The organism is Rhizobium sp. SL42, assembly GCF_021729845.1.
GTDB lineage: Bacteria > Pseudomonadota > Alphaproteobacteria > Rhizobiales > Rhizobiaceae > Allorhizobium.
Genome location: NZ_CP063397.1, coordinates 1302863 through 1322564 on the forward strand (window position 1 = coordinate 1302863; position 19702 = coordinate 1322564).

General features: G+C 56.8%; 10 protein-coding genes, 1 pseudogene and 1 other annotated feature. Of the genes and pseudogenes, 8 read left to right on the forward strand and 3 right to left on the reverse strand.

Translation table 11 applies throughout. The features are described 5' to 3' along the window. Position 1 precedes the first annotated feature (1 nt). Together IM739_RS06010 and IM739_RS06015 are read left to right on the forward strand one after the other, a co-directional pair. Entirely contained in the window at positions 2 to 1717 is a 1716-nt protein-coding gene (locus IM739_RS06010; RefSeq protein WP_237370288.1) for a type I secretion system permease/ATPase, read from the forward strand. Continuing rightward, positions 1714 to 3024 carry an HlyD family type I secretion periplasmic adaptor subunit gene (locus IM739_RS06015; protein ID WP_272911330.1) on the forward strand — a complete coding sequence of 437 codons (1311 nt, stop codon included), beginning with the start codon at positions 1714 to 1716 and terminating at the stop codon, positions 3022 to 3024. The genes IM739_RS06010 and IM739_RS06015 overlap by 4 nt, the downstream gene beginning before the upstream one ends. A gap of 327 nt (positions 3025 to 3351) precedes the next feature. On the opposite strand, the gene IM739_RS06020 is transcribed toward IM739_RS06015, so the two are convergent. The 3 genes and pseudogenes from IM739_RS06020 to IM739_RS06030 form a co-directional block, all read right to left on the reverse strand. Then, positions 3352 to 4587: a type II toxin-antitoxin system HipA family toxin gene (locus IM739_RS06020; RefSeq protein ID WP_237370290.1), complete on the reverse strand. Its 1236-nt coding sequence runs from the start codon at positions 4585 to 4587 to the stop codon at positions 3352 to 3354. Beyond that, the gene (locus tag IM739_RS06025) at positions 4580 to 5176 is read right to left on the reverse strand and encodes a helix-turn-helix domain-containing protein (RefSeq protein ID WP_237370291.1); all 597 of its coding nucleotides are present in this window, start codon (positions 5174 to 5176) and stop codon (positions 4580 to 4582) included. The genes IM739_RS06020 and IM739_RS06025 overlap by 8 nt, the downstream gene beginning before the upstream one ends. A 551-nt stretch (positions 5177 to 5727) precedes the next feature. Then, positions 5728 to 6772 (reverse strand): annotated as a pseudogene (locus IM739_RS06030) (IS3 family transposase); the annotation flags it as partial. Then, positions 6376 to 6492, reverse strand: a sequence feature (AL1L pseudoknot). Its footprint overlaps the pseudogene before it by 117 nt. A gap of 321 nt (positions 6773 to 7093) precedes the next feature. Here IM739_RS06030 and IM739_RS06035 point away from each other — a divergent pair. The 6 genes from IM739_RS06035 (at position 7094) to IM739_RS06060 (ending at position 19701) form a co-directional block, all read left to right on the forward strand. Further along, a complete protein-coding gene (locus tag IM739_RS06035) occupies positions 7094 to 7477 on the forward strand; it encodes a hypothetical protein (protein ID WP_237370292.1) in 384 nt (127 codons plus the stop codon). 34 nt (positions 7478 to 7511) lie between these two features. Further along, positions 7512 to 14900, forward strand: coding sequence for a hypothetical protein (locus IM739_RS06040; RefSeq protein WP_237370293.1), 7389 nt, complete (start codon positions 7512 to 7514; stop codon positions 14898 to 14900). Between the two features lie 96 nt (positions 14901 to 14996). Then, positions 14997 to 17150, forward strand: a complete 2154-nt coding sequence (locus tag IM739_RS06045) for a type I secretion system permease/ATPase (RefSeq protein WP_237370294.1) — start codon at positions 14997 to 14999, stop codon at positions 17148 to 17150. Then, complete coding sequence (locus IM739_RS06050; RefSeq protein ID WP_237370295.1) at positions 17147 to 18622, forward strand: HlyD family type I secretion periplasmic adaptor subunit; 1476 nt, start codon at positions 17147 to 17149, stop codon at positions 18620 to 18622. Before IM739_RS06045 ends, IM739_RS06050 begins: the two co-directional genes overlap by 4 nt. 83 nt (positions 18623 to 18705) lie before the next feature. Beyond that, positions 18706 to 19107 (forward strand): DUF350 domain-containing protein, encoded by a 402-nt coding sequence (locus IM739_RS06055; protein ID WP_237370296.1) that lies wholly within the window; start codon positions 18706 to 18708, stop codon positions 19105 to 19107. Positions 19108 to 19116: 9 nt separating this feature from the next. Further along, positions 19117 to 19701 (forward strand): DUF1190 domain-containing protein, encoded by a 585-nt coding sequence (locus IM739_RS06060; protein WP_237370298.1) that lies wholly within the window; start codon positions 19117 to 19119, stop codon positions 19699 to 19701. The last annotated feature ends 1 nt before the right edge of the window (position 19702 follow it).

Consider the following 19702-nt stretch of genomic DNA (forward strand, 5'->3'; position numbering starts at 1 on the left):
AATGCAGACGAAATCTTTAGGTACAGCGCAGCGGCGACCTTTGGTCGCCACTGCGCTCCGCAAGGTGCGGTCAACCTTCATCACTGTTGCCGCTGTGAGTGCGGTCACGAACGTGCTGATGCTGACTGGACCGCTATTTATGATGCAGGTCTATGATCGTGTGCTCGCGAGCCGCAGTGTACCGACGTTGGTTGCCTTGTCGTTGCTTGCTATCGGCCTCTACCTGTTCCTCGGCGTGTTGGAACTTCTGCGCTCCCGCATCCTGACCCGTGTCGGACAGCGGATCGAGGAGGACCTCGGCGATGCGACGTTCCGCGCCGTGATGGTCTTGCCGCTGCGCATGTCGCGGAAGGAAGCGATTTCGCAGCCGGTCAGGGATCTGGAACAGGTCCGGCAGTTTATGGGTGGTCCCGGGCCGGTCGCTATATGCGACATGCCCTGGCTGCCACTCTATGTTGGCATTCTCTTCCTGTTTCATCCGCTTCTGGGCTGGCTCGCCATAGCCGGCGCGGCGGTCTTACTTGCTCTTACCATCACCAGCGAATTCCTTCTGCGCGATCCGATGAGGCGTATCGCACAGTTCTCCTCCGCCCGGACTGAATTCCTCGAGGCTGGCCGGCGCAACGCGGAGGCGCTTCAGTCAATGGGCATGCGCGGCGCCTATGCAGCCCGGTGGCGTGAGGCCAATGCCGACTATCTTACCGAGCAGCAAAGAACTGGCGATGCGACAAACACCTTCGCGACGGCATCAAAGATCTTCCGGCTGGCACTCCAGTCGGCTGTCCTGGCGCTAGGGGCCTGGCTTGCCATCAATCAGCTTGCGTCTCCCGGTGCCATGATTGCCGCGTCGATTCTGACGGCGCGGGCGCTAGCCCCAATCGAACAAGCGATCGGGCAATGGCGCGGCTTCGTCAATGCGCGTCAGGCCCGCGATCGCCTTTATACGTTGCTTGAGCAGTTTCGGGAGGATGACACCCGCATGGCGCTGCCGAGGCCGGAGAAGTCTCTTGGCGTTGCCGGCCTGACCGTTCTGGCGCCCGGCTCTACCTCGCCCATCATACGCGACATCACCTTCATGGTCACTGCGGGGCAGGGTGTTGGCATCATCGGGCCGAGCGGATCGGGCAAGTCCTCACTCGCGCGGGCGCTCGTCGGCATATGGCCGCCGGCCAGGGGAAGCGTCCGCCTCGACGGCGCAGAACTCGACCAATGGGAATCTGAGGCACTCGGTCCCGCTATTGGCTATCTGCCGCAGGGCGTGGAGCTCTTCGACGGCACGATCGCGGAAAACATCTCCCGCTTTTTCCCCACCGCACAACCCGAGCAGATCATCGAGGCGGCGAAGCTCGCCGGCGTACATGAAATGATATTGTCCATGGCCGATGGCTATGACACGCGAATTGGCGCGAACGGCGCCATCCTGTCGGCCGGCCAGCGGCAACGTATCGGTCTCGCTCGGGCGCTCTACGGCAAACCGTTTCTGATCGTGCTCGACGAACCCAATGCCAGTCTTGATGCAGACGGTGAAACAGCGCTGACAAATGCCATGATCGCTCTGCGGGAGTCGGGATCGATAGTCATCGTCGTTGCCCATCGCCCAAGCGCTCTCGCAGCCGTTGATCACGTTTTAGTCGTAGCTCAGGGCGCGATGGTCACTTTTGGACCGCGCGACGAGGTCCTGCGTAAAACCACCATGCGGGCGGTGGCCGATAAATGACGAACAGAGAAACCATCACACCGATCACGAGGTCCATCCGGACATATTCCCTGATAGCCTTTACCACCATGGCTCTTCTTGTCTTAGGTTTTGGAGGCTGGGCCGTGACCGCTAGTCTTTCCGGCGCGGTGATCGGTCATGGCCTTGTGGTGGTGGACGGCAATGTGAAGAAGATCCAGCACCGCGAAGGGGGCATCGTGGGCGAGATTTTGGTGCGGAATGGCGCGCGCGTCGATGTCGGTGATCTGCTGGTCCGCATGGACGATACCATTACGCGCGCCAATCTGGCGATCGTCACCAAGCAGATCGATCAGTTGACGGCACGGCGGTTGAGGTTGGTGGCTGAACGTGACGGACTGGGTAGCGTCACAGTACCGATGACCATCAGCGAGGCGCGGTCCGTGGAAAGCCAAGCCTATCTCCAGGCTGAAGTGGCGTTGTTCTCGGCTAGACGCGAAACGCTGCAAAGCCAGCAAAGTCAGTTGCGCCAGCAGATCGGCCAGATTGGCCAGGAGACGGATGGTTTGACGGTACGGCTTCGGGCGAAGGAACAGGAGTTGTCTTGGGTCGAACAGGAACTCGTGCGGGTGCGTAGCCTTAGCGGCCAGCAGTTGATCCAGTTCAATCGTCTCGCTGAACTGGAACGGCTCAAGGCGCAACTCGACGGGGAGCGGGGCCAGCTGATTGCCGAGATTGCCAGGGCCGGCACGCGTGTCACAGAGACGGAGCTCCAGATTTTGCAACTCGATCAAGATCGCCGAACCGAAATTATCACCGAGCTCAGGGATGTCGACAACAAGTTGGCTGAGCTCGAAGAGCAACAGGTAACGGCAAAGGACGAACTGAAACGGATAGAGATCCGCGCGCCACAGGCAGGGATCGTGCACGAGCTTGCTTTGCATACGGTCGGCGGCGTGGTTGCACCCGGCGAGACGGTTATGCAGATCGTGCCGATCAACGACAGCCTCGTTGTCGAGGCCCGCATCCAGCCGGCCGATATCGACCAGGTCAATCCCGGGCAGGACGCTGTCTTACGTTTCTCGGCGTTCAACCAACGTACGACCCCTGAAGTATTCGCCAAGGTGGAAACCGTCGCGGCGGATCTCGTCACCAATCCGCAGACCGGAGAGGCCTGGTATTCGATCCGCGCCCGCATTTCGGCACAGGAATTGGCCAAGCTTGGGCCCCTGACCCTGCTGTCGGGCATGCCGGTCGAGGTGTTCATCAAGACGGGACAGCGAACGGCGATGTCTTATCTTCTGAAGCCGCTGGCAGACCAGCTAGCCCGAGCTATGGTTGAGGAGTAGGCGGGAGTGCACTTGAACGTGTCCCGCCGAGACATCCATAAACAACGACCGTTAGCCCGCGGTGGAGAGACAATGGGCCAGCGTTCCATTTGGTTCAAGACCTATCGAGCGCGAATGCCTGAACGGACGGAGCGGTATCTGCTTTTCCACGTAGACCGACATATGTTAGTAATCCAGCGAGTGGGAGACCACGAATATCTCCGTCGTTCTGTTTTCAGGCTGAGCTGCCAGGTCGACACTTTCTCATTTGCTTCGTAGCGGTCGCCGTCAACGCCGTAAGCCCACGGTGTTTTCCTCCCAGTAGGATGCGGCTTAGGCCGCATCTTCTCACTCCTTGCCGGTGACAATCGACAAAGTCGGCAGATGCTTGTCGATGGTCGCGATAACATCCTGGCGCATGGGGAGATTTGTCTTCTCGGTCTCCCATCGTTCCATAAATAGCGCGACGGTTTCCTTGGCTGTGTCGATCACGAGTTTCCGGGGCAGCTTGGCTTTTGCAGACAGATGGGCCAGCTCGTCCAACGTAAATCCGGTGAACTCTTTCGTCCTGCTGAAGGTCAGCGCGGACCTGTCGTTCGCGATATACGGGATCGTGGATACGAAGTCATAGGCCGGAGCGAGGCGGGCGTTTCGGCGATCAGGATAGATGAGCGACCAGTTTTTGAGGTGCATGTCGCCGTTGCCGATCAGGACATTGAACGTCAGGCGACGGATGAATTCGGCCACATCTTCCTGATCGGATTCAGACGCGATCACCGATATCAGATTGCGGTAACTGGCCTTCTTGTACTTGTTCTCGGGATAGACGTTAAAGACCTGCGCAAAATCCTCGATATGCGTGACGCTGCCATCCTCGTTGCGGTCAAAGCGTTCAATGACAAAGGCCTGCTGTCCGATCTTCTCAATCCCGTCCGGCAGATTGTCGATCGATCGCACATCGATCAGCCCGATTGCGGGCACGTTGATCCCTACCAGCCTGGCAAGGCTCATCATCGAAAATTCGTTCTCCGGGACGTTTGGAAATTCCCGAGAGGGCAGTTTTACAATCCGATTGCCGCCGACGCCGGTTGTGGGAATAGTTAACCCGCCGCTAGCGCTTTGAACTGCAGAGAATTTGAGCTGCACACCCGCCAATGAAAAGCGCATGGCATCTTCGGCGGCTTCTCTCGCGGCTTTCCCTTCCAGGATGTTGTGCGCCTCGTCCGGCCATTCTTCGCCGTCTGCCGGGACGACGGTGATAGCTCCGGGCAAGTCCTGCCCGAGCACCCATAAGAGAAAGAACTCGCGGTCAATATGGATGTCTGCTTTATCAGCCAAGTACCGGCGCAGATGACCCTCTGGCAGAAGGTTCGAGAAGTAGGGCATCAGCTTGATTTTATATGGCCGGAAATCCGTGATCAGCTCGCCGAAGCCATCCTTGAACTGAAGGCCGAGGGTCGGCCTTTCGGGGTTTTCCACATAGGCATCGCTAAAGGCGAACAGCGTTTTTTCGGCTCCGACATAGGTGATCGTACCGATTTCTTCGCCATAGAGGCGTACGCTGAGCACAGAGACATCAGGCATCGTCGTCCTCCTCATCTAAGGAGTAGGCTGGACGGTTGGCGCTGCGTTGTTCGCTTCTCGACCCGAAATGGGCTATCTGGTTGCGGAGGGCTTTCATGCTGTTGGCCGCTTCGAATATGCCCTTCCACTGATCCATGATATTAGCACGTTCGATGGTATGCCGCAGGGTGCGGAGATTGTCCAAGAACCGCGTATCGATTTGCAGGCGCTGGATGGACGCTGTGGCTTTGCGTAGGTCATCCAGCTCTGGAAGCGTCGGCGCTTCGATCTGAAGGGCGCGGATTGCCTTTTGCAGTTGCTGCATTTCTTTTTTGATCGCCGGCGGTTGGATGACGGTGCGATCGGTCGTTTGGCGCGTGATTGATTTGATCGCAGGCATCGCCTTGCGCGGTACCAAGACGATCTCCAGATCAAGCGCACTGGCCATCGCCACCAGGCTCGATAGGCGTAGATCAACGTTGTTGGATTCGATCCGTGAAATCTGCGCTTGCGGGACGCCAGCCAAACGGCTCAACTCGCGTTGGCTGAGATGCTTGGCTTCTCTGGTTTCCCGAAGTCGGTTCGCGATCTCTTGGGTTTCATATTTCATCGATGTCTATTTCTGCATCGTTTTGCTTTTTTGATGTCGTTTAAAACATCATATTGCTGGCCCAAATGCAAGTGATGTCGAAAAGTGTATCCAATATTCTATGTGATGCTTTATTCGACATCAAATTTTACTCCTTTGAAGGGGTGCGATTTGTGGTTTGAGGGGGTGCAAGTCAGCTGAATTGCCGTTGGGCTCACTACATTAGACCGTCAGGGCCGGGGACGTTTGGGTCATAGTTTGTTCTATGCGGCGGAGATGTTGCGAGGCAGTTTTCGGCGTTTCTTCAGCATTTGTCTTTCAAGGGCTACCGCGAAACCCAAACGAAAAAACTTCCCCAAGGTGGGGAGGCACTCGTGGACCAGCTCGAAATGCAAGGGGAAGTGTGGGTGCATCAAGATGCGTCAACATTGACGCGCGTCAATCATTGTTGTTGAAATAACGTCTCAGGAGCAATTCCTGACGCGTCCGCAAGGCGCTACTCAGGCAATAAGAGGGCCCAGATACTAATCGTGTGCTGGGCCAGGGTTTTCTGGCATGGTTTCTCGGTCACCGTCATAGGCTTCGAAGTTGCGCCATGGTCCTCGCCGATGGATGACCTCGGCCTTGTAAAGACCGTTGATCGGCTTAGTGAGAGCATTGTCGTAACTGTCGCCAACGCTTCCGAAAGACGGCTCGATGCCCGCCTCCGCAAGCCGTTCAGAATAGCGAACTGGCCGCCGATCATGAAGCGACTGGTCGAGGGCATCGAGCACAAAGCCCGCATGGGCCGTTCGGCTTGCCCGCCAACCGACGGTACGGCGGGCGAAGGCATCAATGACGATGGCCACAGAGACGAAGCCCTGTCAGGTCGCGACATAGGTGAAATCGGATAGCAACAGCATGTTCGGCGCGGGAGCCTTGAAGTGGCGATTGACGCGGTCGAGCGGACACGGGGCAGACTTGTCCGATGCAGTGGTTTTGATCGGCTTGCCACGAATGATACCCTGAAGCTCCATCACTCTCATCAGCCTTGCGACGGTGCAGCGAGCGATATCGAAGCCGTCTCGCTGCAACTGTCGCCACACTTTCCGCACTCCGTAGACTTGGAAGTTCTCGTTGAACACCCGGCGTATCTCGACTTTCATGGCAACATCATTCCGTTCGCGGGCCGATAGGCGGTCCACGTCCGTGCGCTTGGCGATAACCTCATAGTAGGTGGACGGGGCAATCGGCAGCAGCCTGCTGATCGGCTCGACCCCGAGCACCGAGCGGTGTTCGTCGATGAAGGAAATCATCGCTTCCGTGGGCGGTCGAGCTCCGCCATCGCGAAATAAGCTGACGCCTTGCGCAATATCTCGTTCGCCTGACGGAGCTCGCGGTTCTCCCGTTACAGGGCCTTCATCTTCTCCGCCACGTCAATCGGCAAACCTGCACGCTTGCAGCTGTCGACTTCGGCCTTCTTCATTCATGGACGGTATGCGCCGAGCAACCAATCTTGGCCGCTATCGATGATACCGCTGCTCAGCGGGAGGGATGTTCGGCTTCATGCTCAGTCACCATCCGAACGGCGCGGGCACGAACTTCAGGAGAGAATTTGTTCGTCGTCTTGCTTGTCATAGACCCTACTTCTCACGAGTTGGGGTCTCCGGCAAACCCGGGGCGGTTCAGTTCAAATCCTGCTGAAACTCGACACGCAGTCGCGCCAGATCCGTGCGCGAGCCTCCGGCATAGATCAAGGCGAGCGGCAAAAGCAACGCGGCTGTGCCGCGTGCCTGCTCTGGCGAGTCAGAGGCGGCAACAATTTTAACGTGAAAATGATGCCGCATCACTTTACTTGTTTCATGAAATTGGGGACATCTGAAGTTACATCGAGAGATGTCGGACTCCCTGTTGTGGGTGCAAGAATAGGAGGGTCAGCAATTCTGCTGACATATAAGAATGTTTGTTTTTGAAGATGTGGATGTCGACAGTCTATCCGTCGAAAGGGGGCGCTCAAGTTTTTTGAGTCGAACCTACGAAGACGATCAAATATGGAAGTCGTTCATTGTAACAATTGGAGATGTGAAGGTATTTGGCGAGTGCACTATCCAATTCGCAGATAACAATACTGATTACACCGTTGAAGTTAGGACTTTTGGAAAGGATAGTGAGTGGCCAAGTCCAATTGTTTATTCATTCAAGAAGGCTGCCGCAGAAAAAATACAAATTGTCATTGAGAATAAGCTGGCAAAATCAGAGAAGAATCTATTCTCGATCCGCCCTGAGATTCAGAAAAACACTAAAATTGAGTTTTTTGAAGGCTGGATTACGATCGTACCGTAGATTATTTATTTTAATTTAAGAAGCGAGTTTTTTTATGACGGACATCAAGTCTGCTGTCGCAGCTCTTCAGAATGCTGACTCCATCGAGGAAATCTATCGTATTGCATCCCGACTTCCCGCTACGGCCAAAGGGACGGGTGGGGCGCTCTACTCGGGAAGTTTTGTCGAGGGCGTTTCTTATGCCCAGTTCGCTGTAGAGAGTGGATTGAACATAATTGATCACACCCCTCGAGCAATATTTCTTAGCGATCCAAATGTATATTCTGCGATAGAGAACATTTTATTGGATCAAGGCGTCGACGCTAAGGCGGCGTCCAAGCAAGCTGAGGCTATACTATTTGAGGCAACAGATAAGTCATTGTGGGGGCAGGCATCAAAAGAGTTTGCGGCTTCCTTGTCTGGTGATATAAAATTGTTCGTTGGTAAGAATACTACCATCTCCCGCGTTTTCGGCCAAATCGAGCTTCCTCAAATACTTAACAACACAAAAATCAATACAATTAACGGCGTCTCCCTTTCGGCGGCCTCAAAAGCGGGCGCCGCAGAATTCTTTGCGAGAGTTGTTGCGGCAAACGAATCTGTTACGCGCGCCGTTGTGGGTAGTTCGATTGTTACGCTCACGGGCAATATTATGGGGCTATCCGAAAGCCGCGTTCTCGGAGGGGTTGTTGGTGTCTCTGCCCGCACAGTAAATGCTCTGGTTGGAACGGTGTTGGGGGGAGCATTGCTTGACGTGCTTTTGAGCGCGGAGGAGCTCAACGTTGGCGAAGATGCGGCTCTGAGAGCCATCAATCGTGAAAATGCGGAGGCCAACTTTTACGGGGGGGCTGCAGGTGTTGGACCGAGTTTGACAGAACCGACCACTTCGTATCATCACACCGACATTCTCAATACAACCGCTTACACAACGACGACGGCAGTCGAAGCAGGTTCTGTCAGCGCTCCCAGGATGACGACACTGGATGTATCATCACTCACTGGAAAGTCTGGATCGGGGTCAGGATCTAAGTTCGGCGACAAGGAGAAAGAGAGGAAGGAGAGAGGCGATCTGAACAAACACAGGGGGTGGAACTACAGTGGAGGAGGGGGAGGAGGAGGTCCTGATCCATACTCAACGGTGCTTCCGACAATTGTTGTTGAGGGGATTAGGTCTCCGGCGAAAACGTCTAAAGCAAAGCCCATCTTACTCGACCTTGATGGCAACGGCCTGACCATCACTAAGCTTGATGATAGTAGCCATTTTTTCGACATCCACGGGGACGGCTACCAGCATCGCGCAGCCTGGGCAGGAACTGGCGATGGTGTCCTGGTTTTTGATGCCGACAGCGACGGCAAGATATCCAACCGCAAGGAAGTGGTACTAACGGACTGGGATCCTTCGGCCGACAGCGACATGGAAGCGCTGCGCCAGGTGTTCGACACCAATGGCAATGGCCTTCTCGATTCCGGCGATGCCAATTGGCTGCAGTTCAAGGTCATGGTGACCATGCCGGACGGCACGACTGTGATGAAAACGCTCGCCGAGCTCGGTATCCAGTCACTGACCCTGGTTGCCGACGAGACGCGTTACGAATTTGCCGACGGTTCCTCGATCGACGGTGAGGCGACATTTACCAGAACCGACGGAACCACGGGCAAGACTGCAACGGCGTCGTTGATGATCGACGCCAATGGATATGCGGTCAGCACTTCGACGACGGTCGATGCTGACCAGAATACGGTGCTGACCACGAAGGCACTGAACAAGGATGGTTCGCTGGCTTCCGAAACGGTGCGGACCACCAGCGCTGACGGATTGACCGTCAGGACGCGCTTCGACAACGATGGCGATGGTGTCATCGATCGCGTCCTAACGGATGTGACCGAGCTTCTGACGGATGGCACGAAACGCCGCACGGAAACGTCCCGCAATGGCGCCGGCGTGCTCATTGGCTCAACGGTCACACAGACCAGTGTAGATCGCACATTGATCCAGATCGATCGCGATCAGTTGGGCGGCGGGTTCACGACAGAGAGCGAGACGCAGCAGACCTCGGTAGATGGAAGCCTGACGATCACGATCTCGAAGAAGGCGGCTGACGGCTCGGTTGTTTCCTCGGAGCGCACCGAATTCTCCGGCGACAGGTTGAGCCGCACGGACAGTATCGATCTCGACGGCGACCTGGCCTATGAGCGTTCGGTGACATCGCAGACGGTCAAAAACGCAGACGGATCGATCACCAAGCGCGACAACATACATGCCGGCAACGGCGACCTGCTTACGGAAACCGTTGCTGCTATCTCGGCGGATGGCCTTGTCCGGTCAGAAGCCGCCGACCTGAATGGCGACGGACTGCTCGACCGCAGCATTTCCGGTGTCACGACCCGCAATGCGACCTCTGGTGCGACCGAGATTGTGGAGCAGACGAAGGCTCGCGACGGCTCGCTGGTTTCCATGTCTTCCACGACAGTATCGAGCGACGGCTTGAACAAGGTGGTTTCCACCGACGCGGACGGCGATGGTGTCTTTGATCGCGTCGTCTCCGATGTGACAGTGATTGCCGCGGATCAATCGAGAACCCAGACGGTGACCACGCATAGTGCTAGTGGCGCACTGCTATCGAACACCGTGACTGTGCGGGCCGCGGACGGCCTGACAGGGTCAAAGTCCATCGATGGCGATGGTGACGGATTGTTCGAGCAGGTGACAAGCGTCGCCAAGGCGGCTGACGGCCAGACGGTTCAGACGAGCCAGAGCTATTCTGCGGATGGCACGCTTCTTTCGAAGTCCGTTTCGACCACAAGCGTCGACGGTCTGTCCACAATCGTTCGCAACGATCGATATGGCCTTGGGACTGACGATCAGATCCTGACGGAGACGACTGTCAAGAACGCAGATGGCAGCGCACAGCAGACAGTCGAGCAGCGAAGCGGCAGCAATGCGCTGCTACAGCGGAGTGTGGTCACCGAAAGCGCCAATGGGTTGGTGATCCGAACTCAGGCTGACAGCGACGGCGATGGCCAGCATGATCGCGATCTCCTGGACAGCACGGTGGTTGGTTCTGACGGCAGCCAGACGCGAACCATCGAGACCCGTAGCGGCAATGGTTCGCTGCTGTCCGGCGAAACGATCGTGACGAGCCATGATCGCCTGCTGGTTACGCGCACGGTGGATGTCGATGGCGATGGGCAGGCGAATGTTCGCCAGGTCAGCCAAACGGCGTCTGATGGCGCCAAGACCACCACCGAAGAGATCCTGAACGATCTCGGGCAGGTTGTCTCAAGCAAGCAGACGACGACGAGCGCCAATGGCCTAGTTCAGGCGACGACGCAGGATGTCGATGGCAATGGGACCGTTGACAGCCGCATTTCGACTGCAATTGTCCTCGGCGTGGACGGCGGCAAGACCACGACGAAACGGACAATAGCTGGTGACGGGACGCTCCTGCGGGAGGATGTAACCAGTCAGAATGGCAATGGCTTGTTGGTCATCGCCTCCAGCGATCTGAACGGTGATGGCGTTGTGGACGTCAGCACCCGCTCGGAAACAACGCTGAATGCGGACGGTTCGACCACGGCGGCGGTGACACAGAAGTCCGGCAGCTCGACCACAAGCGTCAAGACCAGCACCCAGAGTGCGAATGGCTTGGCGAGCCTTGTTGCGAGCGACCTTGACGGTGATGGTGATATCGACCGGACGGTCCAGAATACAAAGCAGCTCCTGGCGAATGGCGGGGTGGTTGAGACCCAGCAGGTCCGCGCGCAGGATCAGACATTGGTGTCAGTGCAGACCGTCGAGACATCTGCAAACGGCAAATCGGTCACAAGCTCGCTGGATCGAGACGGCGATGACAATGTTGATGAGATCCGCATTCGTGAGGTGCTGGCAGACGGTTCTGTCCGGACCACCACCACAGGACGAAACGCATCTGGCGCGGTCATCAGCACAGCCACAGAAACCGTCAGTCGCAATGGCCTCGAAACAGTGCTGGCGATTGACAGCAACGGGGACGGAACGACCGATCGCACCAAATCGGCCAAGACGGAAGTCCTTGCTGATGGTTCGCAACGGGTCACGAGGACTGAGTATTCCGGCACATCGACGCTTGTAGAACGGTCGGTTACGACGACCAGCGGCAATGGTCTCCAGTCGAACACGATCTGGAGCGACGCCACCGGTGCCACGACACGATCGCATGAACGGCTGACAGTGCTTGCGCAGGACGGCGGCAAGGTGACCACCGAGACCTTCCGGAAGGCGGATGGCAGTCTGGAAAGCACGCAGACCCTTTCTGAAGCCGGCAATGGAAACTCGACTATCCTGACGCGAGACATCAACGGTGACGGCAAGCTTGATGACAGAATCACAGAGTCGGGCCTCGACAATGGCACGACGACCACGCTCCATCAGAACTTGAAGACGGACGGCACCGTATCGGCCGCGAAGCTCGTGACGACCAGCGCTGATGAACTGACCGTCATGACGCTCTACGACGGCAATGGTGACGGTACCTACGAGACGCGCGTCGTCTCGAAGTCCGAGCCGTTGGCTGATGGCAGCTCGCGCACGACGATGACGCAGGAATCCTTGGTCAGCGGTGCCTGGCAGCTCAAGGGCAAGACCGTTACCACCACGTCGGGCGATGGTCTGACCACGTCAAAGCAATGGGACGACACGGGCGCTGGCACGTTCGGTCTGTCTCGAACAAGTCTGATCGTCCTTGGAGCCGATGGCTCGCGGGTGACGACTGATCGGATGCTGACGAATGGCGTCACCACGCGCATCGACGAACACAAAGTGTCCGCCGACGGCCTGACGATCACGGAGCGCGCCGACCTCAATGGTGACGGCACCTTCGATCAGACATTGACGGATGTGACTGTCCTGAATGCCGATGGCAGCAAGACGAGATCCGAAACCGCCACGAAACCGGACGGTTCTACGATCTCTTCGCGGGTGACGACAGTCTCAAAGGACGGTCTGAACACTTCAGTCGCCGAGACATCCAATGTCGCTGGCTGGGTTGCGCGGACAACCTCTATCGTGACTTCCCTCCTAGCTGACGGTAGTTCCAGGACCGTTAAATCGGTCAAGAATGCCGGCGGTCAGCTTATCGAGAGCGAGACTGTCGACAAGACTGCAGATGGCCGCACTACGGCGATTTTACGCGATCGCAACGGCGATGGTATCGTTGACCATCGTGAAGTGGAAACCCGCTTTGCCGACGGTCGCGTGTCCCTGGTTGAGACCACGTACGGATCGACCGGTAACGTGGTGTCCTCTGTCAGTTCTATAACGAGCGCCAACGGCCTGCGGACAGTCATTGATACCGACAAAAATGGCGACGGTGTCCTCGACCTCAAGAAAACGATTGACCGCCAGACCTTTGCTGATGGCAGTACAAAGGTCGTGACCACGGTTGTCAACGCCACCACGAATGCGGTCAAATCCAGGACGGAAGAAACCGTCAGTGCGGATGGCACGTTGCGGCTTGAGAGCACCGATGTGAATGGCGATGGGACCGCCGATCAGACGGTTCGAGAAGAGCTCCTTCCCTCCGGCATCCGCAAGACCACCGTCACCAACAATGCCGCGGCAAAAGCATCTTCCGAGATCCGGGTCGGTGAGATCTATTGGAGCGACACGATCCCGACGAAGATCGAGACGACGGTGTCAGTGGACGGCATGACGCGCAATATCCGCATGGATATTGACGGAAATGGCGTGTTTGAGGTCACGGCTACAGCCGTCACACAGATCGATGGCAGCACTGTCACTACAATTACTGAAACCAACGCCAATGGCACCGTCAAGGCGAATGGAACGCTGACCCAGAGCCATGACGGGCGTGTCAGTGTTTTGAGCGCTGATACTCAAAATGATGGTGTGATTGATTCCATCATCACCACCACTTCCATGGTCGATGGCGCGGTGGAAAAGGTGGCAATCAAGAAAAGTGCCGCCGGGGCCGTCACAGAGACCAAGACCTCGAAGATTGATGCGCTGGGCAATCTGCTCTCCAGCGAAACGCTCGATGGATCAAACCGAAAGATCGAGGCGTATGTCTGGCAAGCCGACCTCACCGCGACGCGAACGCGGTACCAGGCGACAAATGGTGCGATTTCGTCCTTGGAGACCTTCACCGCTGAAGGCAAGATAAAAGCTGCCACGCATTTCGATGCGCTTGGTGCTCAAGCCTGGACTCGCATCGAGCAGGTGTTCAACGCATCGGAGCAAAAACTCTCCGAGACGCAATTCATGGACGATGGCACGAAATGGGTCACCACCTACGACCTTGCGAATGCCAAGACCTGGAAAGAGTACGTTCAGAACTTTGACAAGGCAGGCCGCCAGATCGGGGTCTATCAGGACAATGACAACGGGACATCGGTCAGATACCTGTTCGACCCTGCGAACAGCCAAGCTTGGTCCAGTGTTGAAACGCGTTATGACACAGCGGGGAAGGCGACGTTCGAAGTTATGAATTACGACAACGGTCGCCGTTCAGACGCTACATTCGACGTCAACAATGCCGCCTCTTGGAAGAATATTGTGCGAACCTATGATTCCAGCAACAGGCTACTTGAAGAAAGCATCCTGAATGACAACAACACCCGTGACGTGAATTATTTCGATACGGACAACACCCAAGGTTATTCAAAGGGAATAAAATTTTACGAGTCCAATGGGGTATTGGCGCGGGAAGTTATCTACGAAAACAATCCCGTAAATTACTACAGGCACACGTATGACGCGCTGAACAATCAAACCTGGATCAAGAAGACGCAGTACTATCAGGCGTTAAGCTTAGTTCGCACGGAAATCTGGTACGACAACGGGACCTATACGAGAAAAACTGAAGATCCCAATCGCCGGCCTATCGTCGTTGATCTGGACGGCGACGGGCAGGTTTCGATCACGGAAAATACATCCGTGGGCGGGGTCCGGTTTGACTGGGACGGTGACGGCTCAGCTGACACGACCGCCTGGGTAGGTCCCGGTGACGGATTGCTGGTGATCGATCTCGCCGCTGACGGTTCAGCCGGATCTGATGGCAGTATCGATCAGGCGCGCGAAATCGCGTTTTCGATGTGGCCGGCCGATACCGACGAAAACCCGGTTTCTGACCTGGAGGGCCTGCGGATCGCGTTCGATACCAATGGCGACAATGTTCTGGATTCCCATGATACCCGCTGGAACGAGTTCCGCATCTGGCAGGATCTCAACCAGAACGGCGTCAGCGACGCTGGCGAACTGCGGAGCATGTCGGAAGCGGGCATCAAGCTCTTCAATCTTCTGCCGAGCACCGAAGGCGCAATTACGTTCGCCGATGGTTCGGCCATCACCGGTACCAGCACCTACGAGACCATGGACGGACTGAAGCATCTGGCCGCCGACGCGACTTTCGCATTCACTCCGTCGAGGCAGGGTGTCACGGCTTGATGGAACTGACATAGTTCTCCTGGAAACAAATACACCCCACCACGTGCCGCGCACCTGGTGGGGTTTGTGTGTGTGTGTGTGTGTGTGTGTGTGTAGATGACTGGTCACGATCTTAAGCTTCACCAACAAGCAGATACCGGCCTTTCGGCGCTTTGCGCCATCGCTGGCTACTATCGCATTGCGGCACGACCGGACCATCTGTCCCGACAGCTCGCACTGGACCATCTCGCTGGCGAAGACGAAATCCTTCGCGCTGCCAAATCCCTCGGGCTCAAGGCGCGATTCCACCGGATTGGCAAGGCCGAACGGATTTCTGTCCTTCCTGTTCCTGCCATTGCCGTGATTGGCGAAGGATCCTTTGCCGTGCTCGGCGGAATGAACCCCGATGGATCATGCCGATTGATTGATCCGATATCGTTTAGCGCAAGAAACGTCACAACAAACGAGCTTCTGGAATTGACGCGCGGGCGCTTCATGCTTGTGCAGCGTCGTGTCGGAGGAGCCGGCTCAGCGCCCAAAAAATTTGGCTTCAGCTGGTTCATTCCCTCGATTTGGCGCTATAGCACTCCGCTCTTGCATGTGCTTGTCGCTTCGCTGTTTGTGCAGATCTTCGCGCTGATTGCACCTATGTTCTTCCAGGTGACCGTCGACAAGGTGCTTGCTCATCGCAGCTATTCGACCCTGATCGTGCTCGTCATCGGGCTTGCTGCGGTGGGGCTTTTTGACGTGATCCTGCAATACCTCAGGACCTATGCGCTGGCCCACACGGCAAACCGCATCGATGTCGAGCTTGGCCAACGATTGTTCCGGCACTTGCTGAGCCTGCCGCTGACGTATTTCGAGACACGACCGGCGGGGCAGACGGTTGCCCGAGTGAGGGAGCTTGAGACGATCCGCAGTTTCCTCACGGGCCAGGCGCTGTTTTCCGGGCTCGACCTCGTCTTCACGGTGATCTTCATTGCTGTGCTGTTTGCCTATTCCTCGACACTTGCCTGGATCGTTGTGGCGTCGATACCGCTCTACATCGCCGTCGGCGTTCTGGTCCGTCCTGCGTTGAAAGAGAGGATCGATGAGAAATTCGATCGCGGCGCAGAAAGCCAGCAAATGCTGGTCGAAGCCGTACTTGGCATTCAGACCCTGAAGGCCGCAGCGGTAGAGCCTGTGGTGGCCGCGCAATGGGAAGAGAAGCTGGCTGCCTACGTGCATTCATCATTTGCAGCGATCGTACTTTCCGCGAAGGGCCAGAATGTCATCCAGTACATCAACAAGTTGACTTCCGCGGCGCTCCTGCTTTTTGGCGCTCAGGCTGTCATCAATGGGGACCTGACCGTTGGTTCGCTTGTGGCCTTCAACATGATCGCCGGCCAGGTCTCCCAACCGATCTTGCGCCTGTCGCAGCTTTGGCAGGATTTCCAGCAGGTGCAGATCTCAGTGGCGAGGCTCGCTGACATATTGAACGCGCCGCAAGAGCCTCGCCCGGAAAACAGTGTGATGCTGCCACCGCCCAAGGGGGCGATCAGCTTCAAGTCCGTCAATTTCCGCTATTCACCGGACGGTCCCGACATCCTCAAAGACGTCAATCTTGCCGTGAGGCCCGGAGAGGTCATTGGCATCGTCGGTCCTTCGGGATCGGGAAAATCTACCCTGACCAAGCTGGTTCAGCGCTTTTACATTCCCAACCAGGGACAGGTGCTTGTCGACGGGCAGGACATCAGCCAGATCGATCCGGCCTGGCTGCGGTCGAATATCGGCGTGGTGCTGCAGGAAAACATGCTGTTCAATCGTTCGATCCACGACAATATCTGCCTCGTTAATCCGGCGATGCCGCGCGACGCCGCGATCAAGCTCGCTCGATTGTCCGGGGCCGACGAGTTCGTTTCAAAGCTGCCGAAAGGCTACGACACTCACATCGAGGAGCGAGGTGCCAACCTGTCGGGCGGGCAACGGCAACGCCTCGCGATCGCTCGCGCATTGGCGACCAATCCGCCTATCCTTATTCTTGACGAAGCAACCAGCGCTCTCGACTACGAAAGCGAAAAGATCATCCTCGCCAACATGCGAGAGATCGTGCGCGGCCGTACCGTCATCATCATTGCACATCGCCTTGCCACCGTTCGTCACTGTGACCGGATCATCGCGATCAAGGACGGCAGGATAGTCGAGGAGGGCACGCATGAAGTCCTGCTTGAGCGGGAGAACGGCCTCTATGCCCATCTGTGGAAACTCCAGAGCGGGTTGACACAAGCATGAATTCGACAGTTCCGACAAAGCCTAGGCCTGCAAGGCCCGTCAGTCGATCGCGGCTCGAAACGGAGTTCCGTCCCGCGGCGCTGGAAATCCTGGAGCAACCCGCATCTCCCATTCGCGCTGGTCTGATATGGGTGATCTGCCTTTTTGCGCTATCGGCGATTGTCTGGAGCTACTTCGGGACCTTCGACATTGTCGCGACCGCGCAGGGGAAACTACAGCCCCAAGGCAGGGTGAAGGTGATTCAGTCGATCGAAGCCGGGAAGACAGCGTCCATACCGGTCGTCAATGGCGCACGGGTCCATCGAGGCGATCTCCTTGTTGAGCTGGATGCAACCGATGCAAAGGCCGAACTTCGGGCGATTGATACAAAACTCTCGTCTCTTGCAGCAGGCATCACCCGACGGCAGGCCATTTTGGAAAAGATCGATGGCTGGATTCGGGGATCCGTCTGGGATGTGCGGCAGCCAATTGATTTGTCAATTTCTTTCGAAGGAGATCTGCCAGAAGCCACCGTGTTGCGCGAACGATTTCTCTATATCAGTCAGTTGGAACAACAGGCCTCTACCATTGCGAGCCTGAAGGCTCAGGGAGAGCAGCAGAAGGTTTCGCTCGCGCGCCTGGATGAGATGATTGGCGTCCAGACCAGGCTTGTTGCAACGCTGCAGCAAAAGGTTGCCATGCGAGAGGGGCTGGCGAGGGTGCAGGCGGGGTCAAGGGTCGGTTTACTGGACGCAGTGGAGGCGAAACAGCAGGAGGAGGCAACGCTCGTCGAACTTCGCGGCCAGCGGCTGGAAACGCAGGCGGCCCTTCAGACGATCACCGCTGAAGCCGACAAATCGCTGGCGAGCTTTGCCGCTGAGGTACGGCGAGAACTGGTCGAAGCCATGGAGCAGTCGGAAGAATTGCAGCAACAGCAGGTGAGGGCACGAAACCGCCTGAAATCGCTGACAATCACCAGTCCCATTGATGGGACGGTGCAGGCTTCCGCTCTCACTACGGTGGGCCAGGTTGTTGCGTCCGGAACCGAGGTCATGCGAGTGGTTCCAACGGACGCAGCGCTTGAGGTTGAAGCCTATCTACCCAACCGTGACATCGGTTTTGTCACCGTTGGTCAATCAGCTGTGCTCAAGATAGAGGCCTTCCCTTTTACCAGGTATGGCACCGTTCCGGGCATTCTGACCTCGGTCGCCTCTGATGCTATTCCGGAACCCGATGCCCAGCAATTGGAGGGACAGCCGGCCAAGGATCTTCAGAGCATCATACCGGTCGGCAATGCGCAGCGAACTCAAAACTTGGTGTTTCCGATAACTGTCCGTCCTACCGTATCCACGATCGATGTGGACGGGGCGTCGGTTTCCTTGTCTCCTGGCATGACAGTTTCGATCGAGGTCAAGACGGGTCAGCGGCGCATTCTAGAATACTTGTTCTCGCCAATCAGCGAAGTGACCTCGGAGGCGATGAAAGAGCGATGAAAATACAATGAAGGCCCTGGTTTCCGGGTTGGTTTGATGTTTCAAGCAGCGGAAACCGTCTGCGATTCAAGAAGGATTTTGAGGTGACAAATTACGTGGCAGGCCTGCCTGCCTTTCTTTCCTACTTTGCCATTGGCCTTGGCTGCTACGCGGCTTTTGCTACGATCTACACCCGTATGACACCTCAGAGCGAAACCCAGTTGATTAAAGAGGGTAACCTTGCGGCCATCGTGGCTTTCCTGGGGGCTCTGATTGGCTTCAGCCTGCCGCTGGCTTCAGCCGCTGCACACTCAGTCAGCTTGTTGGACTATGTGGTCTGGGCGGCGATAGGCATAGTGATCCAGGTGCTGGCATTCTATATCGCCAACTTCACCATGAAGGACCTGCACGGCAAGATCACAGACGGGAACGTCGCGGCCGGGCTCTGGGGTGGCGGGATTGCCGTCGTCGTCGGCATCCTCAATGCCGCCTGCATGACCTATTGAGGTTTCGGTATGCGTAGACGTCTGATTGGAGACCATCCGTACCTCGCTGTTGGCACCATCGCGGCCAGTGCCTTCCTGCTCCACACCTGCACCAGGGACGAAGCCGTTGTGTTCGCCTCGGCCGACCAATGCCTGTCCTCCGACATGGATCCCACCGTTTGCAGGGCCGCGGCCGAGGACGCAAAACTGGCCCACCTCGCGACGGCACCGAGATACAAGAACATGGTGGCCTGCGAGATGGAGTATGGCCCTCGCGGCTGCATTGAGCAGGTCGGAAACTCGGTCCCCAATAATCCGGCTGGCCAAAGCGTATTCATCCCCTTGTTGGCTGGCTTTGTCCTGTCGTCAGGGATCGATGATCTCAACGATTACAAAAAGTTCCGACGTAGGGAGGAAGAGGAGGAAGGTGCATCGCACGGCTCGACCACCATCTACCGTACCCGCTCCGGAGAGATGGTGACACCCATTGTGAAGAAGAGTGCGGGAGGAAGGTCGTTGGACGTTCCGGGTCCCATGAGCGTGAAGTCCTTTAATCTGAAGACACATGCAGCAAGCCGCAACGGCTTCGGCGGTCACTTCTTCTCGGGCGGCTGAC

Coding starts and splice junctions, on each gene's coding strand:
- IM739_RS06025 (WP_237370291.1), bottom strand. CDS start 5,176: ATGAAATATGAAACCCAAGAGATCGCGAACCGACTTCGGGAAACCAGA.
- IM739_RS06035 (WP_237370292.1), top strand. CDS start 7,094: ATGTTTGTTTTTGAAGATGTGGATGTCGACAGTCTATCCGTCGAAAGG.
- IM739_RS06010 (WP_237370288.1), top strand. CDS start 2: ATGCAGACGAAATCTTTAGGTACAGCGCAGCGGCGACCTTTGGTCGCC.
- IM739_RS06045 (WP_237370294.1), top strand. CDS start 14,997: ATGACTGGTCACGATCTTAAGCTTCACCAACAAGCAGATACCGGCCTT.
- IM739_RS06020 (WP_237370290.1), bottom strand. CDS start 4,587: ATGCCTGATGTCTCTGTGCTCAGCGTACGCCTCTATGGCGAAGAAATC.
- IM739_RS06060 (WP_237370298.1), top strand. CDS start 19,117: ATGCGTAGACGTCTGATTGGAGACCATCCGTACCTCGCTGTTGGCACC.
- IM739_RS06050 (WP_237370295.1), top strand. CDS start 17,147: ATGAATTCGACAGTTCCGACAAAGCCTAGGCCTGCAAGGCCCGTCAGT.
- IM739_RS06040 (WP_237370293.1), top strand. CDS start 7,512: ATGACGGACATCAAGTCTGCTGTCGCAGCTCTTCAGAATGCTGACTCC.
- IM739_RS06015 (WP_272911330.1), top strand. CDS start 1,714: ATGACGAACAGAGAAACCATCACACCGATCACGAGGTCCATCCGGACA.